We start from the raw sequence: 19,756 nt of genomic DNA on the forward strand, positions 1-19,756 counted from the left end.
TTATTGTGCTAATTGTTAGTGATTCAGATTTTATAGGAAGTATAAGAGTAATGAAATGGCACGTCAAGAGGCTGAAGAATCAGAAGAAACGACCAATTCAGATGATTTAAATTCTTATTCATCTGGAAATGAAGAGGCTCATTTATCAGCTAATAATGAAAAAGAGACTGGTTTTAATCAAGATTCTGACGATCCAAAATCTCCTAAAACTGAAGAAAAGCCAAAACGAACGATTTCTGCGAAGTCTGACCGATTAAATCAAGAATTGTCTCAACATAAGAAAAATAATCCATAAAAACAAGCAACTAAAAATAAAGTATTTGGCTATGGAAAAGAAGATCCTAGACGTTATCATTCTTCGTCCTTGATGAGTAAACGTCGAGATGCTTATGATCTCGGAAAAGATTATGGGCAGTATCGCCAACAAAAACGAAGAATAAAAAGTGAACTTAAAGAATCTAAAAAAGACGCAAAGAAAGAAGAATAAGTGATTATATTGGTATTTGATGAAGAACTCTATTTCTCAATAGGGTTCTTCAATTTTTACTGATAAATGAAAGGAAGGAACAAACATGTTTACTCGACCTAACCGAATTACGGATACGATGCGTGTCGGAGGTGTTTATACTTTAATGGATACCGCTGTATTTTATGGATGTTGCGGTTACCAATGAAACCAAGTCAAAAGAATATTACAACGCTTATTGACCTTGTGAACTACTCACCACTTAGCTAAACCTGACGGTTCTTAACGCTTGAAGTGGGAGCTTCTTGGGAATAGAGCATACTTGATAGCTTATTTTTTTACTAACAGCGGTGTCTCTTATTGACCAAGCTATCCCCGTAGTTCCTACGGTTCTTGTTTATTTGATCTAAGCCAGTCCTATAGAATGTAGCCTTAGACCTTCGGCCAGGATATTGATGCTAGCGTTGATATCTCGGTCATGATGAGCATGACAAATAGGACAAGTCCATTCTCGAATTTTAAGAGATTTCTTGCCGTCTTCATGTCCACAATTCGAACAGATTTGACTAGATGGGAACCACTTATCCACTTTGATAATTTTCCGACCGTACCAGTCAGCTTTGTATTGTAATTTAGTCACAAAACTAGACCAAGAAACATCCGAAATACTTTTTGCTAGTTTATGATTACGCAACATACCTTTTGTGTTTAAGTCTTCAATACAGATAATATCGTGATTTTTGATTATTTCTGTACTCAACTTATTCAGAAAATCAGTACGTTGATTCATTACTTTTTCATGCAATCGTGCTACTTTACGTTTTTGTTTTTGATAATTGCTAGCTTCAAACAGATTGATACCTTTTTGTTTAGCTAATAAGGCACGTCTTGACAACTTACGTTGTTCACGTTTAAGTTTCTTTGCCATCTTTGACGTGAATTTATTGTTATCAATCTTTTGACTATCAGAAAGAATTGCAAAATCAGTTATACCAAGGTCAATTCCAATAGCGGAATTAGTTTTAGGAAGCTCAGCTATTTCTTCTTTACACAATAAGGAAATATAATATTTACCGCTAGAATGACGTGATATTGTAGCGGATTTAATCAGACCTTTAGGTTGTCTATGGAGTGTAATTTTAACTAATGACTTCAACTTAGGAAGTTTGACGAATTTATTATCAATCAAAGCGATTGTTCCATTTTGATTGTTAGTCGTATAGCTTTGAACTGGATTTTCTTGCTTTTGAAACGAGGAAATCCGACGGATTTATCGCGAAAGAAGTTCTTGTACGCCTTATCTAGGTTGAGTTGTGCATTCGCTAAAGCAAGACTATCCACTTCTTTCAAGAACGGAAAATCTTGCTTATATTTTGCAGGCGTTGGAAAACTCATTTTTTTAGAGGAATCTTTCCTAGTTTCTTTATAAGCTTTCATTCGGTCATCAAGCATTAGATTGTAGACCTTACGGACACAGCCAAAAGACTTAGCAAAGAAAGTCTCTTGTTCTTCTGTTGGATAGATTCTAAATTTATATGCTTTTAGTCGCTCCATAAAGCTCACCTGTTTTCTATTTATGATTGTTTCCTTGATTTTGAATATACTTCTTAATCACATCAATTGGTGCTCCACCAGTTGTCAAAAGACAAAAACTTTTTGACCAGAACATTTCTTTCCAAAGAAATTGTTTGATTCTTGGATAATTGCGCTTTATCAAACGTGAACTAGCACTTTTATAGACATTGACAAATTTTGTCAATTCTGTTTTTGGTTGAGCTTTGAACATAATATGAACCTGGTCTTTATCATGATTCCACTCAACTAAAGTGATGTGATACGATTCTGAGATTCTTTCAAAAGTCGCTTTAGCGTAGTTAGATATTTCATTATCAATTACTTGTCTACGATATTTCGTTACTAAAACAAGGTGGTAATAAAGAAGAAATACTGAATGGTTATTTGTATCTAATTCCATGTTATATCAACTCATTTCTTGTATAGACTGATTGTAACATGGGACAAAATAAAGAGGCAATACGCCTTAGTTGTCGGTCTTCGAGTTACCAACGGTAACCCTCATACCGAACGGCATTCATCACCCACCTATAGAGGATGGGCGACTTCTGCCTAATTCTGTTAAACATAGGATTCTCCTTTCAAAATAGTAGTAGCTTATAGCTAAGAAAATTTTAGAAAGGGATAGGTAATTTTACAATAGATTAGGGAAAAATTATAAGTTGGAATTTAATGACAGGTACGACAGAACACCAATTATTCAATGGGAGAAAACGAATGAACATTTCTATGTAGATGTATTTTTTAAGTTAAAAAGAAGGAGATTTTAAATTTAAAATTTCCATACAACAAAATGACTTTTTAGCTTAGATAAATCCTATAAAATAGGTATTTAGGATAAGTAATAATTATTGATCAGTTTTCAGAGCATTGCGTCTATATTTTGTGTTTCTTATAATTTCGTTGAAAATAATTAATTTGAAAGGAAGTTTTCAATGAAACGAACAAGTATGATAGCAAGTATTGCAATTATTTTGACTTCGTTACTTAGTTCAGGAGGTGTCTATGCGGCAGAACCAACACAAACAGCTGATCCAGCAAGTGCATCAACACCAGTCACGGCCGATTTAACGACACCGCAACAAATGACGCCTAAGCCACCTTCTGATCCTAATAATCCTGATATCACATAGAATGAACCAGTTGGTGGTGGAGTTACAGGTGAAGAAGGAAATTTAGGGATTGCGTACTTTCCTAAAGGATTTTCTTTCACAGGGAATCTAGGACCTACTGAGTTAACACTTAATGATTCGAGAAGTAATACTAGTAGTGATAAAACTACTTACAATATCGGTGTAAAAGATAATACGCGCCAAAATAATTCTTGGACATTAACTGCACAATTGCAGTGGAGTAACAGTGAATTGCCAGGTTCTGAAATTACAGTAACGAATCCAGATCAAGGAAAAGTAAAACTAAATCAAAATGATGGCATATCTAATTTCCAAAATGAAGATTTAGTATCACAAAATGATGTTCAAGGCACTGATTCAAACACAGTTGTTATTAGTAATAGTCCAACTACTATTATGAAAAAAGGTAAAGTTACAGTAGGTAAAGGAACTTATGATTATAGTTTAGGTAATGTAGGTACTTTGAAGTTGATGATTCTTAATGCGACTGATTTGGTTGCGAAACAATATAGCGGAAATGTAAATTGGAATTTACAAATTTCGCCAGACACTTCAAGCTCTAGTGTCGATTAATTCAATGATAAGATGACAGTATCTATTTTTCACTTCTTGAAACATAGATACGCATTCATAAAAGGAAAATGTTATCGCATATTGTTTATGTGATCTACCCACACGTATTTTTATATGCGATAACATCTTTCCTTTTCGCAGACTGTTCTTGGAGCAGTCTGTTTTTGTATTAAAATTAACTGATGGTTATATATTGTAAGAATAAATTATTTTATGTAAATATAAATTTACTGAATTTTGCAAATAAAAGAGATGGGGATTAAATTTTAATTTTATAAAGGCGAAATAATTGATTAATTATAATATACGTTGTATCTTTTATACGTAATGCGCATTATATTTTTTTGTATTCATGTTTTATTTTTATCGAAATGAAAAACAAAAAGGGAGTGTATAGAAAATGAAAAAGCAAAGTATCTTATTTAGTAGTATTGTAATGGTAGGTGTTTTAGCTAATAATGAAACGGTATTTTCGGATCAAATAGCTGATCCAAACAGTGCGGAAACTCCTGTAAGCGCTACCTTAAATGCGAATGATCCTGGAACTCCTAATCCACCTACTGATCCTACTGATCCTGATAACGGAGGGAATGAACCGACTCATGGAGGTGTAATAGGAGAAGAAGGAAAATTAGGAATTGCTTATTATCCTAAAGCGTTTGCCTTTTCTGGAAATTTAGGACAAGCCACTTTATCATTAAATGATCGTAGTGATTCAATGTCTTCTAATGCAACCTATAATATTGGTATAAAAGATGCAACCCGTCAAAATAATCAATGGACATTGTCTGCCCAATTAAACTGGACGAATGATGAACTTCCTGGATCAACGATCACTTTAAACAATTCAACGGGAACAGTGATGCAAAATACAAATAATGGGACAGATCCTTTCCAAACCAATCAGTTAGTTGCCCAAACAGATGTTATTGGAAATTCAAATGTAACTATTTCTACAGGTGGAACGACTGAAATTATGAAAAAAGAACAAGGAACAGTCGGAAAAGGAACCTATGATTATCGTTTGGGAACATTAGGGAGTCTTCAATTGACTATTCCTAATGCCACAAATTTAGAGGCAAAAACATATAATGGAACAGTCGATTGGAATTTATTAGTTACACCTTAGAAAGTTATATTTTTGAATTTTAATTTATAAATTACAGTTATCTCTTTCTCTTGAAAAGACGGATAATAGTGTGTTTATTGATTAGTGACGATATAGGAAGAGAATTTTTTCTAGTTTTTAGTTACTAAAAAGGATAGATTAATAGTGTTCACGTGAATACCTTAATAATGAAAAGGATGGTATGGAAATGAAACGAGCGATTGGCATGACAATACTTATCTTATCTATCTTTTTCTGTGGGGGAGTCATTGCGTATGGGGAAGAAGGGATTGGTGGATTTACCATTGAAGGCGTGCCAAATGCTCATCAATTAGATTCTTCTGTTGGCTATTTTTACTTGAAAGAAGATCCTGGAGAAAAAGATGAAATCAAAGTGAAGTTGATCAATGAATCGTCAAAAGAAAAAACATTAGAAATTAAAGTAACTGATGCCAATACAAATCCTAACGGCATCATTGATTATACTGGAATGATTGAAAATCATGCGTTGTTGAAGACACCCTTAACACAACTTGTTAAGGCGAATCAATCAGAAGTGAAAGTGCCTGCAAATAGTACCAAAGAAACAACATTGAGTGTAATGATGCCTAAAGACAGATTTGAAGGAATCGTCTTGGGAGGAATTGTTGTTTCTGAAAAAAAAGATGAAGAAGAAAGTAAACAAACGGTTTCTGTTGAAAATACGTATAGTTATACTTTGGGCGTAGTATTGACGAATGAAACAGAAAATCAAATGAAACAGTATATTTCAGTCGAATTAGAAGATGTTGGCCCTATTCTTTATGATGGTCGTCGAATTATTCAAGCAGACATTTTAAACCCTAATCCTTACATATTCCCAGATTCGAAAGTAGAAGGACAGATCATCGATCAGAAAACAAAAGAAGTAGTGCGAACAAAAGAACAAGAAAATGTGAGCATAGCACCGCTCTCTGTTTTTCCATTTCAATTTGATTGGGTAAAAGAAGATTTAAAACCTGGGAAATATCTATTTAAGGGTGTAGTGACTGGTGAGGAAAAAGAGTGGAAGTTTGAAAAAGAATTTGAGATCACGGAAGAACAGGCCAAAAAAATCAATCAAGAATCCGTCTTTCAAATCCAAATTCCGAAATGGGTAAGTATTGGTTCACTTGTATTTGCATTATTGGCTTTCATGACGATACTTTTCTTGCTTATAAGAAGTAGAAGGGGAGGGAACTAAAATGAAACATAAGAAATTTACGATGATACTTCTTTTGTTTTTAGGTGTTTTCCTTCTACAATCCTCTACGATGGTTTTTGCGGCAATGACAGACTCAAAAGAAACAGATGTAGCAGTGGAATTACGGGAAACGATTGCCCCCGATAAAGATTTACCAGGAGTAGAAAATATATCGGCTGAATCGGAAATTGTTCCAAAAAGGCGTGGTGTTTTACCAAAGACAGGAGAAATCATGAATCATGGATATTCTTGGCTAGGAGTTGGTTTGGTTATACTTGGTAGTACTCTTTATTATTCAAAAAAGATAGTAAAGGGGAGAGATTAGATGTATACCTATCCGATAATTTATTTGACGTTGGGAAGTATTTTCTTAATAGTAAGCATATATCTGTTTTTAAAAGACTATAAAAAAGTAGTCCAGCAACAGATAGAAAAACGATTCCTTTTTTTGAATATCTTTAGTATACTGTGTGCATTAGGAACAATGATCATGAGCGTAATCTACTTTTTTGTCATCAATAATCAATTATAGGAATATTGAATGGAAGAAGGTGAAAGACTTGAAACGATTAGTAAGTGGACTACTTTGTTCTGTGCTTGTATTTGGATTAGTTAATAACCATGGTGTTTTAAATAGTCATGCAGAAGAAAATGTAGTTACTTCTGAATCTTTGGAATCTGATAATCAAGTAGAACAATCATCTACAATGATAGATTCAGAAACAGAAGAAGACGTTTCTGAATTTGTTCCTAATACATCAAAGGAAGAAACAGTATCGGATAATCAGACAAATTCTTCAAATAGTACAGATAATTCTAAAGAAGAATCAACTACTAATGATACTGAGCAATTGCCTAACTCAAGTATTATGGCTATACAAGAGGGATTTGATTTAGAGGAATGGGAATATCAAGAGAACGAGAATGAGATAATTTTAATAAGTCATAAAGGTACTGCAGAGGAAATTGTAATTCCAGGAGAAATTAATGTGAACAATATAGGAAAACATGTTGTTTTGCAAAATTTATCTGTAGATACAGTTGGAAATCCGATTTCTTTAACAATACAAGAAATTAATGGGAAAAAAGTGGGGTTACAAAGTACAAATTTAATGGCAGCTTTTTATTTAGCTAGGCTTCGTACGTTAGATTTCAGTGGATTGGATACCTCAAATGTAACGAATATGGCACAGATGTTTTATCAAAGCGATTTACAAAGCGCAAATTTTTTAGGTATGGATACATCTAATGTGACAGATATGTCTCAGATGTTTACCTATACTGATCTGACTAATTTCCAGCAGGATTTTAATACTTCGAACGTAACAGATATGCACAATATGTTTGCGGGACTTTCTTCTTCCCCTAAACAATTAGAGGTAAATAATTTTGATATGTCAAATGTTACTAATGTTAGGCGAATGTTTGCAGCTATTCCTAGTATTTTATACTATGATTTATCGAATTGGCATTTTGGAAAAACTGATGTAAATTTTGACCAAATGTTTGCCACATTTGGTGCTAGTGCTTACAAACCATTATTAGTCGTGACAACTGATAGTCAATTACTAGCACAAAATTTTAATTACGATTCAGGAAGTACTTCTACGCCTGCAACAAGATATCGTTCGCCAGCGGGACCATATTTTGATGGTGGATCAGCTTATAATGAGTCTGATTCTATCGGACTATTTTCGAATGGTTATCGATTTCAACGTTTCTTTACAGATTTTTTTGTTCAGCCAGATGATCCTAAATTAGATTTGAATAGGTTAAAAGAATTTATTATAAATCAGGAACAAACTATTCCTATATTAACACCAGCTGCAGCCTATGATTTTACTGGTTATACTTTAAATAGTGGAGGAATAGATACACAAGATGCTACTCAGATAACAGATTTATTTAATAATATTTATACCGCACAATGGTTAAATCAAAAGATAAATAGTAGTGGAGACAATCAAAATTTTACTCCTAATAGTAGTTTATTAGGTTTTGCCTATCTGCCTAAAGCATTTGATATGGGAACTGTTACGTTACAATCTGGTGGCCGTCAAGAAATTCCTTTAAAGAAAACAGAAAGTTTAAATATTGGGGTTAAGGACCGTACAAATTCATATAATGAATGGACAGTTACAGCAACATTTAATTGGACTAGTGGAATGGAAATTTCAGATGCTTACATTCAGGCGAATAATCAGTCAGGAACAATTATGGATAATTGGAATACTGGGGATTACGCTTATAACCCAAGTACAGATTTACATCCTCTAAGCAGTAATGATGTTACTGGGATACCTGACTTTGAGTTGCAAGTGAATCAAACAGTGGTAGTCATGTCAACGAATACAACAACGAGAAAAAATGGTGTTTATGACTATGATTTAGGAAATGCAGTTTTAGTTATTCCTGATGTTTCTCAAGTAGTTACGGGTACGTATTTGGGAGAAATACATTGGAATCTAATAAATGGGCCATCTTAGTAATAGTCTAATAAAAATGAAACGTACTATAATTCTAAAATTGCTGTGTTCTAGTATGGTTTCCCTATTTTAGAAAGAAAAATAATATAGATGTAGAAGATATTACCAACGTGATGATCTATCCTTGCACCAATGGAAAAATAGAAGCGAAAAATACTAGCATAAAGACAATGAAACGAGTATTCCACGAATTCAAATCATTTGAGAACAGTAAAATTTTTTTGATTAATTAAGATGATATAATAAAAAAGCTGAGCTAGATTTGATTTTTCTCAATTTATTAGTCCTTATTGAAAAACGGCTTAAACAAAAAGATACCGCTAATGAAAATTAATTAGCGGTATCTTTTGGTTCTACAATATTTAGTGTTGGTGGAAAATCTACGGATTTTCTACTGACACTTTTTTTGTAAAAAAAGATAGAAAAAGAGATAGCCTAACTGGTAGAATTTAGTCGTCTAAAACAAAACCAAACCAAGAAAGGATATCTCCATGGATCATTGTACTAGAAAATTGTTAGGTTTAACAGATGAAAATTTATTCTTCGAAGAAGAATGGTTAGAGACAGTAGAAGAAGAGGGGTTTCGCATCAATCTTATCCATGACAAACTTAGCTATATACCAAGCCATTGCCGTAAATGTGGCATCAAAAATGAAGGACAAATCATCAAGAATGGCTCACACAAAACAAAAGTTCAACTTTTGCCTTATCGAGACACCAAAACAGAATTACGCTTGGTACGTACGCGCTTTTACTGTAAAGAATGTCAGTCGACATTCAATGCTCAGACAAACTTGGTGGATGAAAACTGCTATCTTTCAAAAGAATTAAAGGTTCAAATTGCCTTGGAGCTGGCCAAGAATACAACAAGAAAAGAAATTGCCGATCGCTATTTTGTCTCTGACGTAACCGTTCTGCGTGTCCTACACACCTGTTTAAAAACGTATCATCCTCGTTTTGATACGTTACCTTCGGTCCTTTGTTTTGATGAGTTCAAATCAATGAAGTCCTGCAGCGGAAAAATGAGTTTTGTCTTTATGAATGGGCAGACCCAACAATTGATCGGCGTATTGGAGAATCGTCGCCTTGCATTCTTAAAACCATATTTCCTTAAATTCACCCGAAAAGCACGAGCGAACGTGAAATACGTCGTGATGGATATGAATGCCCCTTATTTTGAACTTGTAAAGGCGGTCTTCCCAAACGCAAAAATCGTGACCGATCGCTTTCACATTGTCCAACAAATCACTCGTGCGTTAAACCAGTTGCGAATTAAAACAATGAACAGCTTTCAAAAAACGGAACCGACAAAGTATCGACGATTGAAGCGATTCTGGAAATTGCTCCTTAAGCATGCCTATGATCTGGATAGTTCCAATTATCAATATGATCGATCCTTTCGTAGACCAATGACGCAAAAAGCGATCGTCGATGAACTTTTGAGTTATGACGAACAATTAACAAGGGCTTACGAGACTTGTCAGCTCCTCCTCTATCACTTTAAACACAAGGACAGCCAAAGCTTTTTCGATACGATCAATAGCTTAGATCAACGCCTCCCACAATGGTTTTGTAAGAAGCTGACGTTTTTAAATAAATACAAATTAGGGATTCAATATGCTTTAAAAACCAGGTATAGTAATGGGGCATTAGAAGGAACAAACAACAAGATAAAAGTGATAAAACGAGTAGCCTACGGCTATCGAAATTTCCAGAACTTTCGAGCAAGAATTTATCTCATTCAAGGCTTAATCTTCCAAGTAAAACAAAAACCAGTTAAGCAATCTGCCTAACTGGTTATGACTAAATTTTCAGTTGTATCTTTCTCTACCAACACTAAATGTCGAAGAGCCTATCTTTTTGTTAGCTATTTACAGATGTAAAGTACTAAGTAGGATTGAATAAATGAATTGGATTTATATATTAAATATAACATGATACTATTACTAAATACAGCTATACTTGTTTTAATTATTCGTATTATTTCTATTTTTTTCCTAAAAATAGTGAATAAAATAGCCGTGACAAAAATTTAGGAGAATGTTAAAGTAACTATACATCAAAAATTGAGTATCACTATTTAATTAAGACTGTCCTCATTATTTCAAATGGTGCTTCTGGAGGAATCGTCTTTGGAAAAATAGCTTTTGAGTTGTTAGCCGTAAAAGGTTAGACAGAAGGTTTTGTACCATATGTATCTAACAAATACAAAGAACAAGCTAAAACAGAAAATGAAATATTCTCCGATGAATTTATCATTGAGAAAATATTTGATGGTGAGTATAAAGATTATGCAGCATTCAAAAAAATTATGTTTAAAGAACGGAGTGATAAGAAAAATCAAATTAAATCAATAACCGTGCAATGGAATGGTCAAAATAATGTAATAAATAATTACAATGATTTACGATCATTATTTGATATAGCTATAATAAATGACTTGATGTTAGCACAATCAAATAAAAATATGCATTATATGGATGATTTGAAAGCTAAGATCATGCAGGCTTATCATTTGTTAACGAATGATTTTAACGAATCTATTTTCAAATAAAATAATGTACCATTTCCTTTTGGGGGAATGGTACATTTAACTATTTTATATTCAAGTACAGCTTATATAGCTACACACATAGATGAATATCGATAAATTTTATTCAGTTTAATACATTTCAAATAAATATGTCATAAGAATTTGAGCATTTTGATATGTAGAATAAAATATAGTCTCTTATATTAACTTTTTAAAAATTTTTATTATAAGGAGATGTAGTATGTTTTTTGCGAGTAAATTAAATAAAAGTGGAAATAATAAAGAATTTAGCATAAAAAAATTGTCTATCGGAATAGTGTCAGTCTGTATGATAATTTGTTGTAATTTACTAATAGTTAATCCCATCCAAGTACAAGCGAATGAACCAACTACTATTTTAGAATCTCTAGAGAAAAGTAGTGTTAATGGAAAGCAAGAGAATCAAACATTTTCTATTTTTGATAGTAACAGTTTTAGAACAGCGTTGACTAACTCTAAAGACGGAGATATTCTGTATTTTACGCAAAGCTTTCAGGAAATAAACGAAGATCCAATTATAATTAATAAACAAGTTATTCTTGAAGGAAATAATCAAACGATTACAACACGTGCTCCCCGTATCTTATTAAATAATGATGTTATAATTAAAAACCTTACCATTGGATTACAACAAAATATGCATAGTGGAATTTTTGTAAATGGATACTCTTTAACATTAGAGAATGTATCCTCAGCTAATGAAATTGCAACTCCATTAAATATTTATGGTGGGGCATATAGCTCTACGATTACAGATAATCGAGAAGCAACGATTTTACTAAAAGGTTCAAAAGTAATTAATGGCTCGATTTATTCAGGAGGATATGGTCAACAATCTTCTCCAGGAAAAACGACTATTGTTCTTGGAGAAGATATTACTAGCAAAATGGATACTATTTATGCTTCGGGTGTTGATTTTTCAAATTATGATCCCAATGATTGGTTTAGTCATTTAGGCATTAGTAGTGGATCAAATATATATGTTCCGCTTCAAGATAGTAATAATGTAAGAACTATTGTACAGCTCCATAATACGAAAAATATTTATAATGCTATAGAGGGAAATGGAGTAACCGAACTCCAATTATTGGATAATAAATATGGTTTTTTTGATTTACGTAGTTCGAATCTTGATAAAATTTCTATTTTAAAGGGAAAATACTCTCCATTAAATCCAGAAGTTATCAAAAATGTTTCATTTTATCTTGCTAAAGATACCTTATTAGATTTAACAAGATCATCAGCATTTGAGGATACTATTATTCGTGAATTAGAATCTGACAATGGGAAAATTTCTATGTTAAATTATGGAACACTTATTTTAGATTCTATAGAAAATAAATCCAAAGTGCTGGTCTCTACTAATAATTCAATAAATGAGGATTATTTTAAAATAGTTATTAAATCAGGTGGACAAAAGAACCAATTCATTTTAGAAGATAAAGATTATCAATTAAAATATAATAAAGATAATAATACTTTTACAGCAGTTGATATTTTTTCAATTGAAGTAGAAAATACTGAAGCAGAAGCTACAGAAGAAATCTCACAAACAGCTGATTTAGCAAGTGCATCAACACCAGTCACGGTAGATTTGACTACACCGAATACACCAACGCCTAAACCACCTTCAGATCCTACTGATCCTGATATCACAGGGAATAACCCAAGCGATGGTGGAGTTACAGGTGAAAGTGGAAACTTAGGAATTGCATATTATCCAAAATCCTTTGCATTTACTGGTAAATTAGGAACAGATACCTTAAATTTAACTGATTCAGGAAGCAATTTTTCAGGTGGTAATGTTACCTACAATATTGGAGCAAAAGATAATACGCGCCAAAATAATTCCTGGACATTAACTGCACAATTGCAGTGGAGTAACAGTGAATTGCCAGGTTCTGAAATTACAGTAACGAATCCAGATCAAGGAAAAGTAAAACTAAATCAAAATGATGGCATATCTAATTTCCAAAATGAAGATTTAGTATCACAAAATGATGTTCAAGGCACTGATTCAAACACAGTTGTTATTAGTAATAGTCCAACTACTATTATGAAAAAAGGTAAAGTTACAGTAGGTAAAGGAACTTATGATTATAGTTTAGGTAATGTAGGTACTTTGAAGTTGATGATTCTTAATGCGACTGATTTGGTTGCGAAACAATATAGCGGAAATGTAAATTGGAATTTACAAATTTCGCCAGACACTTCAAGCTCTAGTGTCGATTAATTCAATGATAAGATGACAGTATCTATTTTTCACTTCTTGAAACATAGATACGCATTCATAAAAGGAAAATGTTATCGCATATTGTTTATGTGATCTACCCATACATATTTTTATATGCGATAACATCTTTTCTTTTCGCAGCCTGTTTATTGAACAGATTGTTTTTTATTATAAAATAGTAATAAATTGAAAAATAATTATTTGTATTGGATAGAGACAATCTGCAAAGGAGGATAAGTAATGATTATTGATACGGATAAAATACAAGCGTTACTAGATGATGAGAGTATTTCTGATACCTATATCGAAAAAGAAACAACTCTAATACAAATTAGACAATATCGAACTGGGAAGAAAAAGATAGGAAACATGACCTTAAATATGGCTATGGAGATGCAATCCTTATATGAGTATATACAAAAAGAGAAAAGATCAGGCAATATAAAAGGTCTTGAAAAAGCAGTTAGTGATTTTAACAAATGTCAAAGTGCTGCAGTCGTATATTTTAATAAAAAAGAATGGAAGATATGGACAACCATCTATGACGATCTCGGACTACATGATGATTATATGGATGAAAACATTGTGATACTTTTACAAAAAGGTACATGTGATATTTTAACTCGTTATGACAAGACAACGATAAATGATTTAGAATTATTATGTAAAATAGAGTTGGCACTTAGTTAAGTGTACCATATATGGATAAGAAAAAGGGTTTTTGGAAAAAGTGAAACTAAGCAAAAATAATTGCACGGATGGACTTTTGTCACAGGCTATTTCTCAGCAGTAGGTGACGGTCACTACTTTTTTATTGTACTTTTATTGTTTTGATAAATGAGATAAGATGGCTTGTTGGTAGAAGAACTTTTTAAAATGAAATCAGGAAGTATCTCTTATTTACACGATTAAACTTAAGTAAATATAACATTAAGATATACCCGTGGTGCTAGTTAATTTTTTCCTAGAGGAAAATGTCTAAATATGTTGGTAAATCAACAAAAAAACGCATATAGTAGTCTCAAAACTCCCAAGAAATGAGGACTACATATGCGTTCATCAAAATATACTGAACATTATACAGATACTTTTATAACATTCAAGGAAATTATGAGAACTGTTTCTAACATATACCACAATTGTGTACCAGATAAGATTAAAAACCGAAGAAATACTGATCAACTGAAGCAACGCGATACAGTGATTATTGCTTGTGTTATATGGGGCATAATTAATGGCTATACTAGCCAAAGAGCCACGTATAGAGCGGTTTGTTCCGTCTTATTTCCTAATGGTGACTTTCCTAGTAGGAGTCGATTCACTCGCTTAAGTTCAAACTTAGCTTACACTATCAAGATTATTCGATACTTTTTCATCAAGAAGCTCACCAAAGGTGAACTAGTCGGAATTATAGATAGTTTTCCTAGTCCATTATGTAAACCAGTTAGAAATAGACAAGCAAAACTATTGAATCAAATAGCCAAAGTTGGCTATAACTCAACAAAAAAATCTTATTTTTATGGTCTTAAAATTCATATGATCGTTACTAAGACTGGCTTTCCGATTACTTACTCAATCACGAATCCAGGTGTCCATGACGTGAAAGTGTTAGAGATTTTATCGGAAGAAGCGAATCTTCCCAATATCCTAGGGGACAAAGGATATATTAGCCATAAAATCCATGAAAAGCTTGCCGTTAAGGGCATTACTATATCCGTTCCGCCACGTAAAAACATGGATAAATCAGAAAAACTAGACCACAGCTTACTTGGAAAACAAAGAAAAACAGTTGAGACTGTTTTTTCTTCCTTAGAAAAATTAGGTTGTCAAAATTTCAACTCACATTCTGTTAAAGGGCTAGAGAGTAGATTTGAAAGCATATTACTGGCTTACAGTGTTCTATTAAGTCGAGCACAACGACGTTTTGAAGGAACTTTGAGAATTCTTTAGGATATTAAAATTAACTAGCACCACGGGTTTAAGATATATATGATTATAGAGGAGGATAAAAAAGAAACCATCAATGAATCATAATTGAGGCTCTATACTTTTTGATGTAAAAACATAGAAAAGACACCCTGAAATCCTTTAGAATTAATTTGGCTAACCAATTCATAAGAGGATTCAAGATGTCTTATACTCAGCTTATCAAAGATACCCTAAATATTCTAGACCTAACTATCTATTTCGAGGAAAATTGTTTAACCAAAGAAAGATATAAAGGGCAAATTTGCTTGATTTACAAAGGTACTCTTCAATACACGCCCGAAGAGTGTCCTCATTGTCTTTGTGTCGTCCCCTCTAAGATTATTCGTTGGGGGACGATAACCGTCCGGTTGTTATTAAATGAAGTGTCTGAATATCGGACTTATCTGGAATTGAAGAAACAACGATTTAAATGTAAGACTTGCCAACGCACCTTCGTAGCGGATAGCTCTGTCGCTGAGAAACACTGTTTTATTAGTCAAAAAGTTTGTTGGTCTGTCGTTACTCGCTTAAAAGAGAATACTTCGATGACGGAAATTGCTCGTCAGAAAAATATTTCCACTTCTTCGGTTTATCGTGTCATGAAGAGATTTTACCGCCCATTGAACCCTTTCAAACAGACTTTACCAAAGATCTTATGCTTTGATGAATTCAAATCAGTTCGAAGTGTCGCAAGTGCCATGAGTTTTATTATGATGGATGGACAAAGGCACGAACTACTAGACATTGTTGAAAATCGACGATTGCCTTATTTAGAACGCTATTTTTCTCGGTTTTCTTTAGCGACTCGAAAAGTCGTTGAATTCATTGTTATTGATATGTATGCGCCTTATGTTTCATTGGTTAAAAAGCTTTTCCCAAATGCTCAGTTGATTATTGATCGTTTCCATATTGTCCAACATATAGGCAGAACTTTTTTAAACCATCGAGCGAAGGAAACCAATGCACGACTCAAAAGTACTTCTCAATATCAACGTGGGCTTGGTAGAAAAATGAAACGTTATTGGAAACTCCTGCAAAAAGAAGAAGCAAAGTTGAACGATGAAAAACGGGTTTGGCGTGCCAGTTTCAGAGATTACTTAACTGAAAGTGAGATTCTCGACCGATTGTTAGCTACTTGTCCCAATCTACGACAAGGCTATCAGTTATACCAAGATGTTCTTTATGCAGTAAAGAAAAGAGATCATTCTCTATTTGAGGACTGTTTATCCAGAGAAGTCAGCCAGTTACCTGAAACTTATGCAACAACTTTGCGAACATTTAAAAAGTTTCTGCCACAGATCCCAAATGCCGTCCGCTACAGTTATTCAAATGGACCACTAGAATGTTTAAACAACCCTATTAAAGTATTAAAACGCAATGCTTATGGGTTTCGAAATTTTTATAATTTCAAACGACGGATCATGATTCGACACGGTAAAACCATTTTAACCAAATAAAAAGAACAGAAGAATACTTTTTTCTTTCTGTCTCAATTATTCTAAGATTTCTCTTTACCAACATCATTTGACAAAGAGCCGGCTTCGACTTAGATTTATTACAAATATTATTAAATTAATACTATTTTACGTTATTTTGTTTTTTGTGTAACTTTTAAAAATACCTATGAAAATAAAAACGATTAATTATTATCTTAATTTATGTTTTATTTACTTTTGAATTGTGAATTACCCTAGTCAAGAAAATAAGTTATGATATGATTATGTAGGGGAAACTTGTTTACAAATATTTCTGTGAATATATTAGTCTAATTATGTTTTTTTGTAAAGAGCTGTCATTTTTATGTAAGTGAATTATATCTTAATTTATCTATCATCCATACTTAGGAGTGAATCTATGGAAAAGCCATTCATCAAGTCATTGACTACTGTGGTGGTAGGTGCAGGTGCTATTGCGATCTGTTTGTTTGGATACCATATCAATAATCAGCGGCAACATCAGCAACGGATCAATTATGCAGAATCTGCCATCACCAATCAAAAAGACACCTTGACTTCTTTATCAAAAGAAGTAGACAAGCTGTATAGTACAAAAGAAAAAATTTTTCTAAACCCTGAAATAACAGAAGAAACAATCAAAAGTTTGTCAAATAAGCTATCCTCTGTCAAACTTTCAGCAGATGATTACGACATCAAAGAATCAGAATTGCCTAAAGAAGCTGTTGCAATCCAAGATGAGAAGAAAGCAATCGTGACACAGTTAGATAGTGCAGAATCAAAACTGAAGATCCAGACAGCTGTCAACGATTTATTTACTAAAAATGTATCAAACTGGCAGCAAGCTGTAGACGATGTCGTCATCAAAGAAAAGGTGACAAGTTCAGATGTCGCTCGTGTACGTGAAAATATGAGCTTTTTTAAAGATAGTCCTTGGAAAACGGTTGTTATGCAATATCTAGGATTCGCTGATACTCAGATCGCGCAAGTCACGCAACTAGATCAGTTATTCGATACGATGTTGAAGGATGGTCAAGTGAGTGCCACCGCTACTTACGATCAATATTTGACGGTGCTTAGTCAAATAGAGCAGATCCGGAATGAAAAAATACGCGCAGCATACGCAACAAAAGCACAAACTGTTGCTCAGCAAATAGGCTATAGCAATATAAGCTATTGACAGTTAAAACGTTGATTCAAGCAAGGTTAGCAAACGGAGGACACTATGGCAAGACGAAGAAGAAAATCAAGAGGGAAAAAAATATTTCTGATTATTTTAGCAGTTCTTATCGTATTAGTATTAGCAATTGTAGGAGTAGGAGCAAAATTATATCTGGATCTCTCACATTCTATTGAGAAAACTTACGAATCAGTGGAACGAACCCAAGGAGAACGAACGAAACCAGTTGATCTGGACAAACAAGAATCTTTCTCTGTTCTATTGATGGGGATTGATACTGGAGATTTAGGTCGGGTCGATCAAGGAAGATCAGATACGATGATGGTTGCCACAGTCAGTCCTGAAGATAAACAGACAACGATCGTCAGCATTCCTCGAGATACGTATGTCGACATCGTAGGTCGTGACACAAAAGACAAGATCAACCACGCTTACGCATTCGGCGGAGCTGCCATGGCGATGGATACCGTACAAAAATATGTAGACATCCCAATCGATCACTATGTCTCTATCGATATGAAAGGGCTAAAAGAACTTGTTGATGCAGTTGGTGGTATCGAAGTCAATAATGACCTCACTTTCTCACAAGATGGCTATGACTTTACAATCGGTAAAATCACATTGAACGGGGATCAGGCATTATCTTATTCTCGTATGCGTTATGAAGATCCAAATGGTGACTATGGTAGACAAGAGCGCCAAAGAAAGATCGTAGAAGGCGTAGCGAAAAAAGTATTGAGTTTAAACGGTGTCAGCAACTATCAATCCGTTTTGAATGCTCTAGAGTCGAATATGAAAACAGACATGAGCTTTGATGAAATGAAAAAAATCGCTTTAGATTATCGGGAGGCATTTGGTACGATCAAGCAAGATCAGCTGCAAGGAGAAGGCTTCATGCAAGATAATATCTCCTATCAAAAAGTCAGCGATCAAGAACTTGATCGTATGAAAAAAGAATTAAAAGATCAAATGAATCTAGAGAATAAATAGGAAAGTGGAGAAAAAATGGAAGAGACAATCAGCTTGAAAGAAATTTTTGAAACATTACGCAAACACTTGGTAACAATCATCATCTCAATGTTTGCTGGCTTGGCCATCTCAGGAATCGTAACATTTTTCATCTTGACACCAAAATACAGTTCACAAGCACAATTGATCGTGACACTGCCACAATCAGACACTGCAAATGTCAATGATGTCAATACGAACCTGCAAATGATCAATACGTATAAAGATATGATCATTAGTGATCTAGTGCTAAATGAAGTCAAAGATCGTTTAGAAACAGAAGACAATGTGAAAATGACCGCTGGACAAATCAAAGATGCGATCTCCGTCAATCAGTCACAAAATTCACAAATGTTCTCGATCCAGGCAATAAGCACGAATGCAGTGACTGCTCAACAGATCGCTAATACAACTTCACAAGTTTTCCAAGAGAACGCAAAAGACGTGATGAATGTCGATAAAATCTCGATTATTTCAGGTGCAGTTGCCAATACGACACCTGTTTCGCCAAATAATAAATTGAATCTAGTGATTGGCTTAGTGTTAGGAATGATGGTAGGCGTAGGTCTGGCATTCTTATTCGAATTACTTGATCGGACAGTGAAAGATGAAAAATATGTGACGGATACATTAGGATTCCCAATCTTAGGAACAGTTCCAGAAATGTCAGCGAAAGAATTGAACTCTGGTATCCGTAAAAAAGGAACAGCTCCTGCACGACCAAAAGCTACAAACGATAAAACAGCCCCATCACGCAGAAGCCGCTCAAGAGTCTAGG

Annotated in this window: 15 protein-coding genes and 5 pseudogenes; 18 read left to right on the forward strand and 2 right to left on the reverse strand. The window is 33.7% G+C overall.

All coding sequences use genetic code 11. The features are described 5' to 3' along the window. Window positions 1-55: 55 nt before the first annotated feature. Window positions 56-295 carry a hypothetical protein gene (locus IGL28_RS13755; RefSeq protein ID WP_081125810.1) on the forward strand — a complete coding sequence of 80 codons (240 nt, stop codon included), beginning with the start codon at window positions 56-58 and terminating at the stop codon, window positions 293-295. A 577-nt stretch (window positions 296-872) separates the two neighbouring features. Here IGL28_RS13755 and tnpB read toward each other — a convergent pair. Both tnpB and tnpA read right to left on the reverse strand, forming a co-directional pair. Next, window positions 873-2,020, reverse strand: a pseudogene (tnpB, locus tag IGL28_RS13760) (IS200/IS605 family element RNA-guided endonuclease TnpB). A 16-nt stretch (window positions 2,021-2,036) separates the two neighbouring features. After that, a complete protein-coding gene (tnpA, locus tag IGL28_RS13765; RefSeq protein ID WP_128427768.1) occupies window positions 2,037-2,441 on the reverse strand; it encodes an IS200/IS605 family transposase in 405 nt (134 codons plus the stop codon). A gap of 535 nt (window positions 2,442-2,976) precedes the next feature. Between tnpA and IGL28_RS13770 the strand changes: the two genes are divergently transcribed. The 17 genes and pseudogenes from IGL28_RS13770 to IGL28_RS13850 all read left to right on the forward strand — a co-directional run bounded on the left by IGL28_RS13770 (window position 2,977) and on the right by IGL28_RS13850 (window position 19,755). Continuing rightward, window positions 2,977-3,174 (forward strand): hypothetical protein, encoded by a 198-nt coding sequence (locus IGL28_RS13770; RefSeq protein WP_081125757.1) that lies wholly within the window; start codon window positions 2,977-2,979, stop codon window positions 3,172-3,174. Window positions 3,175-3,210: 36 nt separating this feature from the next. Further along, window positions 3,211-3,747: pseudogene (locus IGL28_RS13775) on the forward strand (WxL domain-containing protein); the annotation flags it as partial. Window positions 3,748-4,147: 400 nt separating this feature from the next. Next, window positions 4,148-4,876, forward strand: coding sequence for a WxL domain-containing protein (locus IGL28_RS13780; RefSeq protein WP_128427720.1), 729 nt, complete (start codon window positions 4,148-4,150; stop codon window positions 4,874-4,876). A 187-nt stretch (window positions 4,877-5,063) separates the two neighbouring features. Then, the gene (locus IGL28_RS13785; RefSeq protein WP_081123664.1) at window positions 5,064-6,077 is read left to right on the forward strand and encodes a DUF916 and DUF3324 domain-containing protein; all 1,014 of its coding nucleotides are present in this window, start codon (window positions 5,064-5,066) and stop codon (window positions 6,075-6,077) included. Between the two features lies 1 nt (window position 6,078). Beyond that, entirely contained in the window at window positions 6,079-6,402 is a 324-nt protein-coding gene (locus IGL28_RS13790) for an LPXTG cell wall anchor domain-containing protein (RefSeq protein ID WP_081123665.1), read from the forward strand. Further along, on the forward strand, window positions 6,403-6,609 hold the full coding sequence (locus IGL28_RS13795) for a hypothetical protein (protein WP_081123666.1): 207 nt from the start codon (window positions 6,403-6,405) through the stop codon (window positions 6,607-6,609). A gap of 28 nt (window positions 6,610-6,637) precedes the next feature. After that, window positions 6,638-8,563, forward strand: coding sequence for a BspA family leucine-rich repeat surface protein (locus tag IGL28_RS13800; RefSeq protein ID WP_081125760.1), 1,926 nt, complete (start codon window positions 6,638-6,640; stop codon window positions 8,561-8,563). Window positions 8,564-8,658: 95 nt separating this feature from the next. Next, window positions 8,659-8,796, forward strand: a pseudogene (locus tag IGL28_RS13805) (transposase); the annotation flags it as partial. 258 nt (window positions 8,797-9,054) lie between these two features. After that, complete coding sequence (locus IGL28_RS13810) at window positions 9,055-10,356, forward strand: ISL3 family transposase (RefSeq protein WP_128427723.1); 1,302 nt, start codon at window positions 9,055-9,057, stop codon at window positions 10,354-10,356. A 395-nt stretch (window positions 10,357-10,751) separates the two neighbouring features. Further along, window positions 10,752-11,117, forward strand: a pseudogene (locus IGL28_RS13815) (ZmpA/ZmpB/ZmpC family metallo-endopeptidase); the annotation flags it as partial. Between the two features lie 220 nt (window positions 11,118-11,337). Continuing rightward, on the forward strand, window positions 11,338-13,368 hold the full coding sequence (locus tag IGL28_RS13820; protein ID WP_368026677.1) for a YSIRK-type signal peptide-containing protein: 2,031 nt from the start codon (window positions 11,338-11,340) through the stop codon (window positions 13,366-13,368). A gap of 240 nt (window positions 13,369-13,608) precedes the next feature. Continuing rightward, window positions 13,609-14,058 carry a hypothetical protein gene (locus IGL28_RS13825; RefSeq protein ID WP_081123670.1) on the forward strand — a complete coding sequence of 150 codons (450 nt, stop codon included), beginning with the start codon at window positions 13,609-13,611 and terminating at the stop codon, window positions 14,056-14,058. 360 nt (window positions 14,059-14,418) lie between these two features. Next, window positions 14,419-15,326: pseudogene (locus tag IGL28_RS13830) on the forward strand (IS982-like element ISEfm1 family transposase). 171 nt (window positions 15,327-15,497) lie between these two features. Next, window positions 15,498-16,793, forward strand: a complete 1,296-nt coding sequence (locus IGL28_RS13835) for an ISL3 family transposase (RefSeq protein ID WP_081129186.1) — start codon at window positions 15,498-15,500, stop codon at window positions 16,791-16,793. 397 nt (window positions 16,794-17,190) lie between these two features. Next, entirely contained in the window at window positions 17,191-17,970 is a 780-nt protein-coding gene (locus tag IGL28_RS13840; protein WP_128427678.1) for a hypothetical protein, read from the forward strand. Window positions 17,971-18,015: 45 nt separating this feature from the next. Then, complete coding sequence (locus tag IGL28_RS13845) at window positions 18,016-18,960, forward strand: LCP family glycopolymer transferase (RefSeq protein ID WP_128427676.1); 945 nt, start codon at window positions 18,016-18,018, stop codon at window positions 18,958-18,960. Between the two features lie 15 nt (window positions 18,961-18,975). Beyond that, a complete protein-coding gene (locus IGL28_RS13850) occupies window positions 18,976-19,755 on the forward strand; it encodes a YveK family protein (protein ID WP_081123674.1) in 780 nt (259 codons plus the stop codon). Window position 19,756 lies beyond the last annotated feature (1 nt).

It is taken from the genome of Enterococcus sp. AZ077 (assembly GCF_051714965.1).
Taxonomy (GTDB): Bacteria; Bacillota; Bacilli; order Lactobacillales; family Enterococcaceae; genus Enterococcus_B; species Enterococcus_B hirae.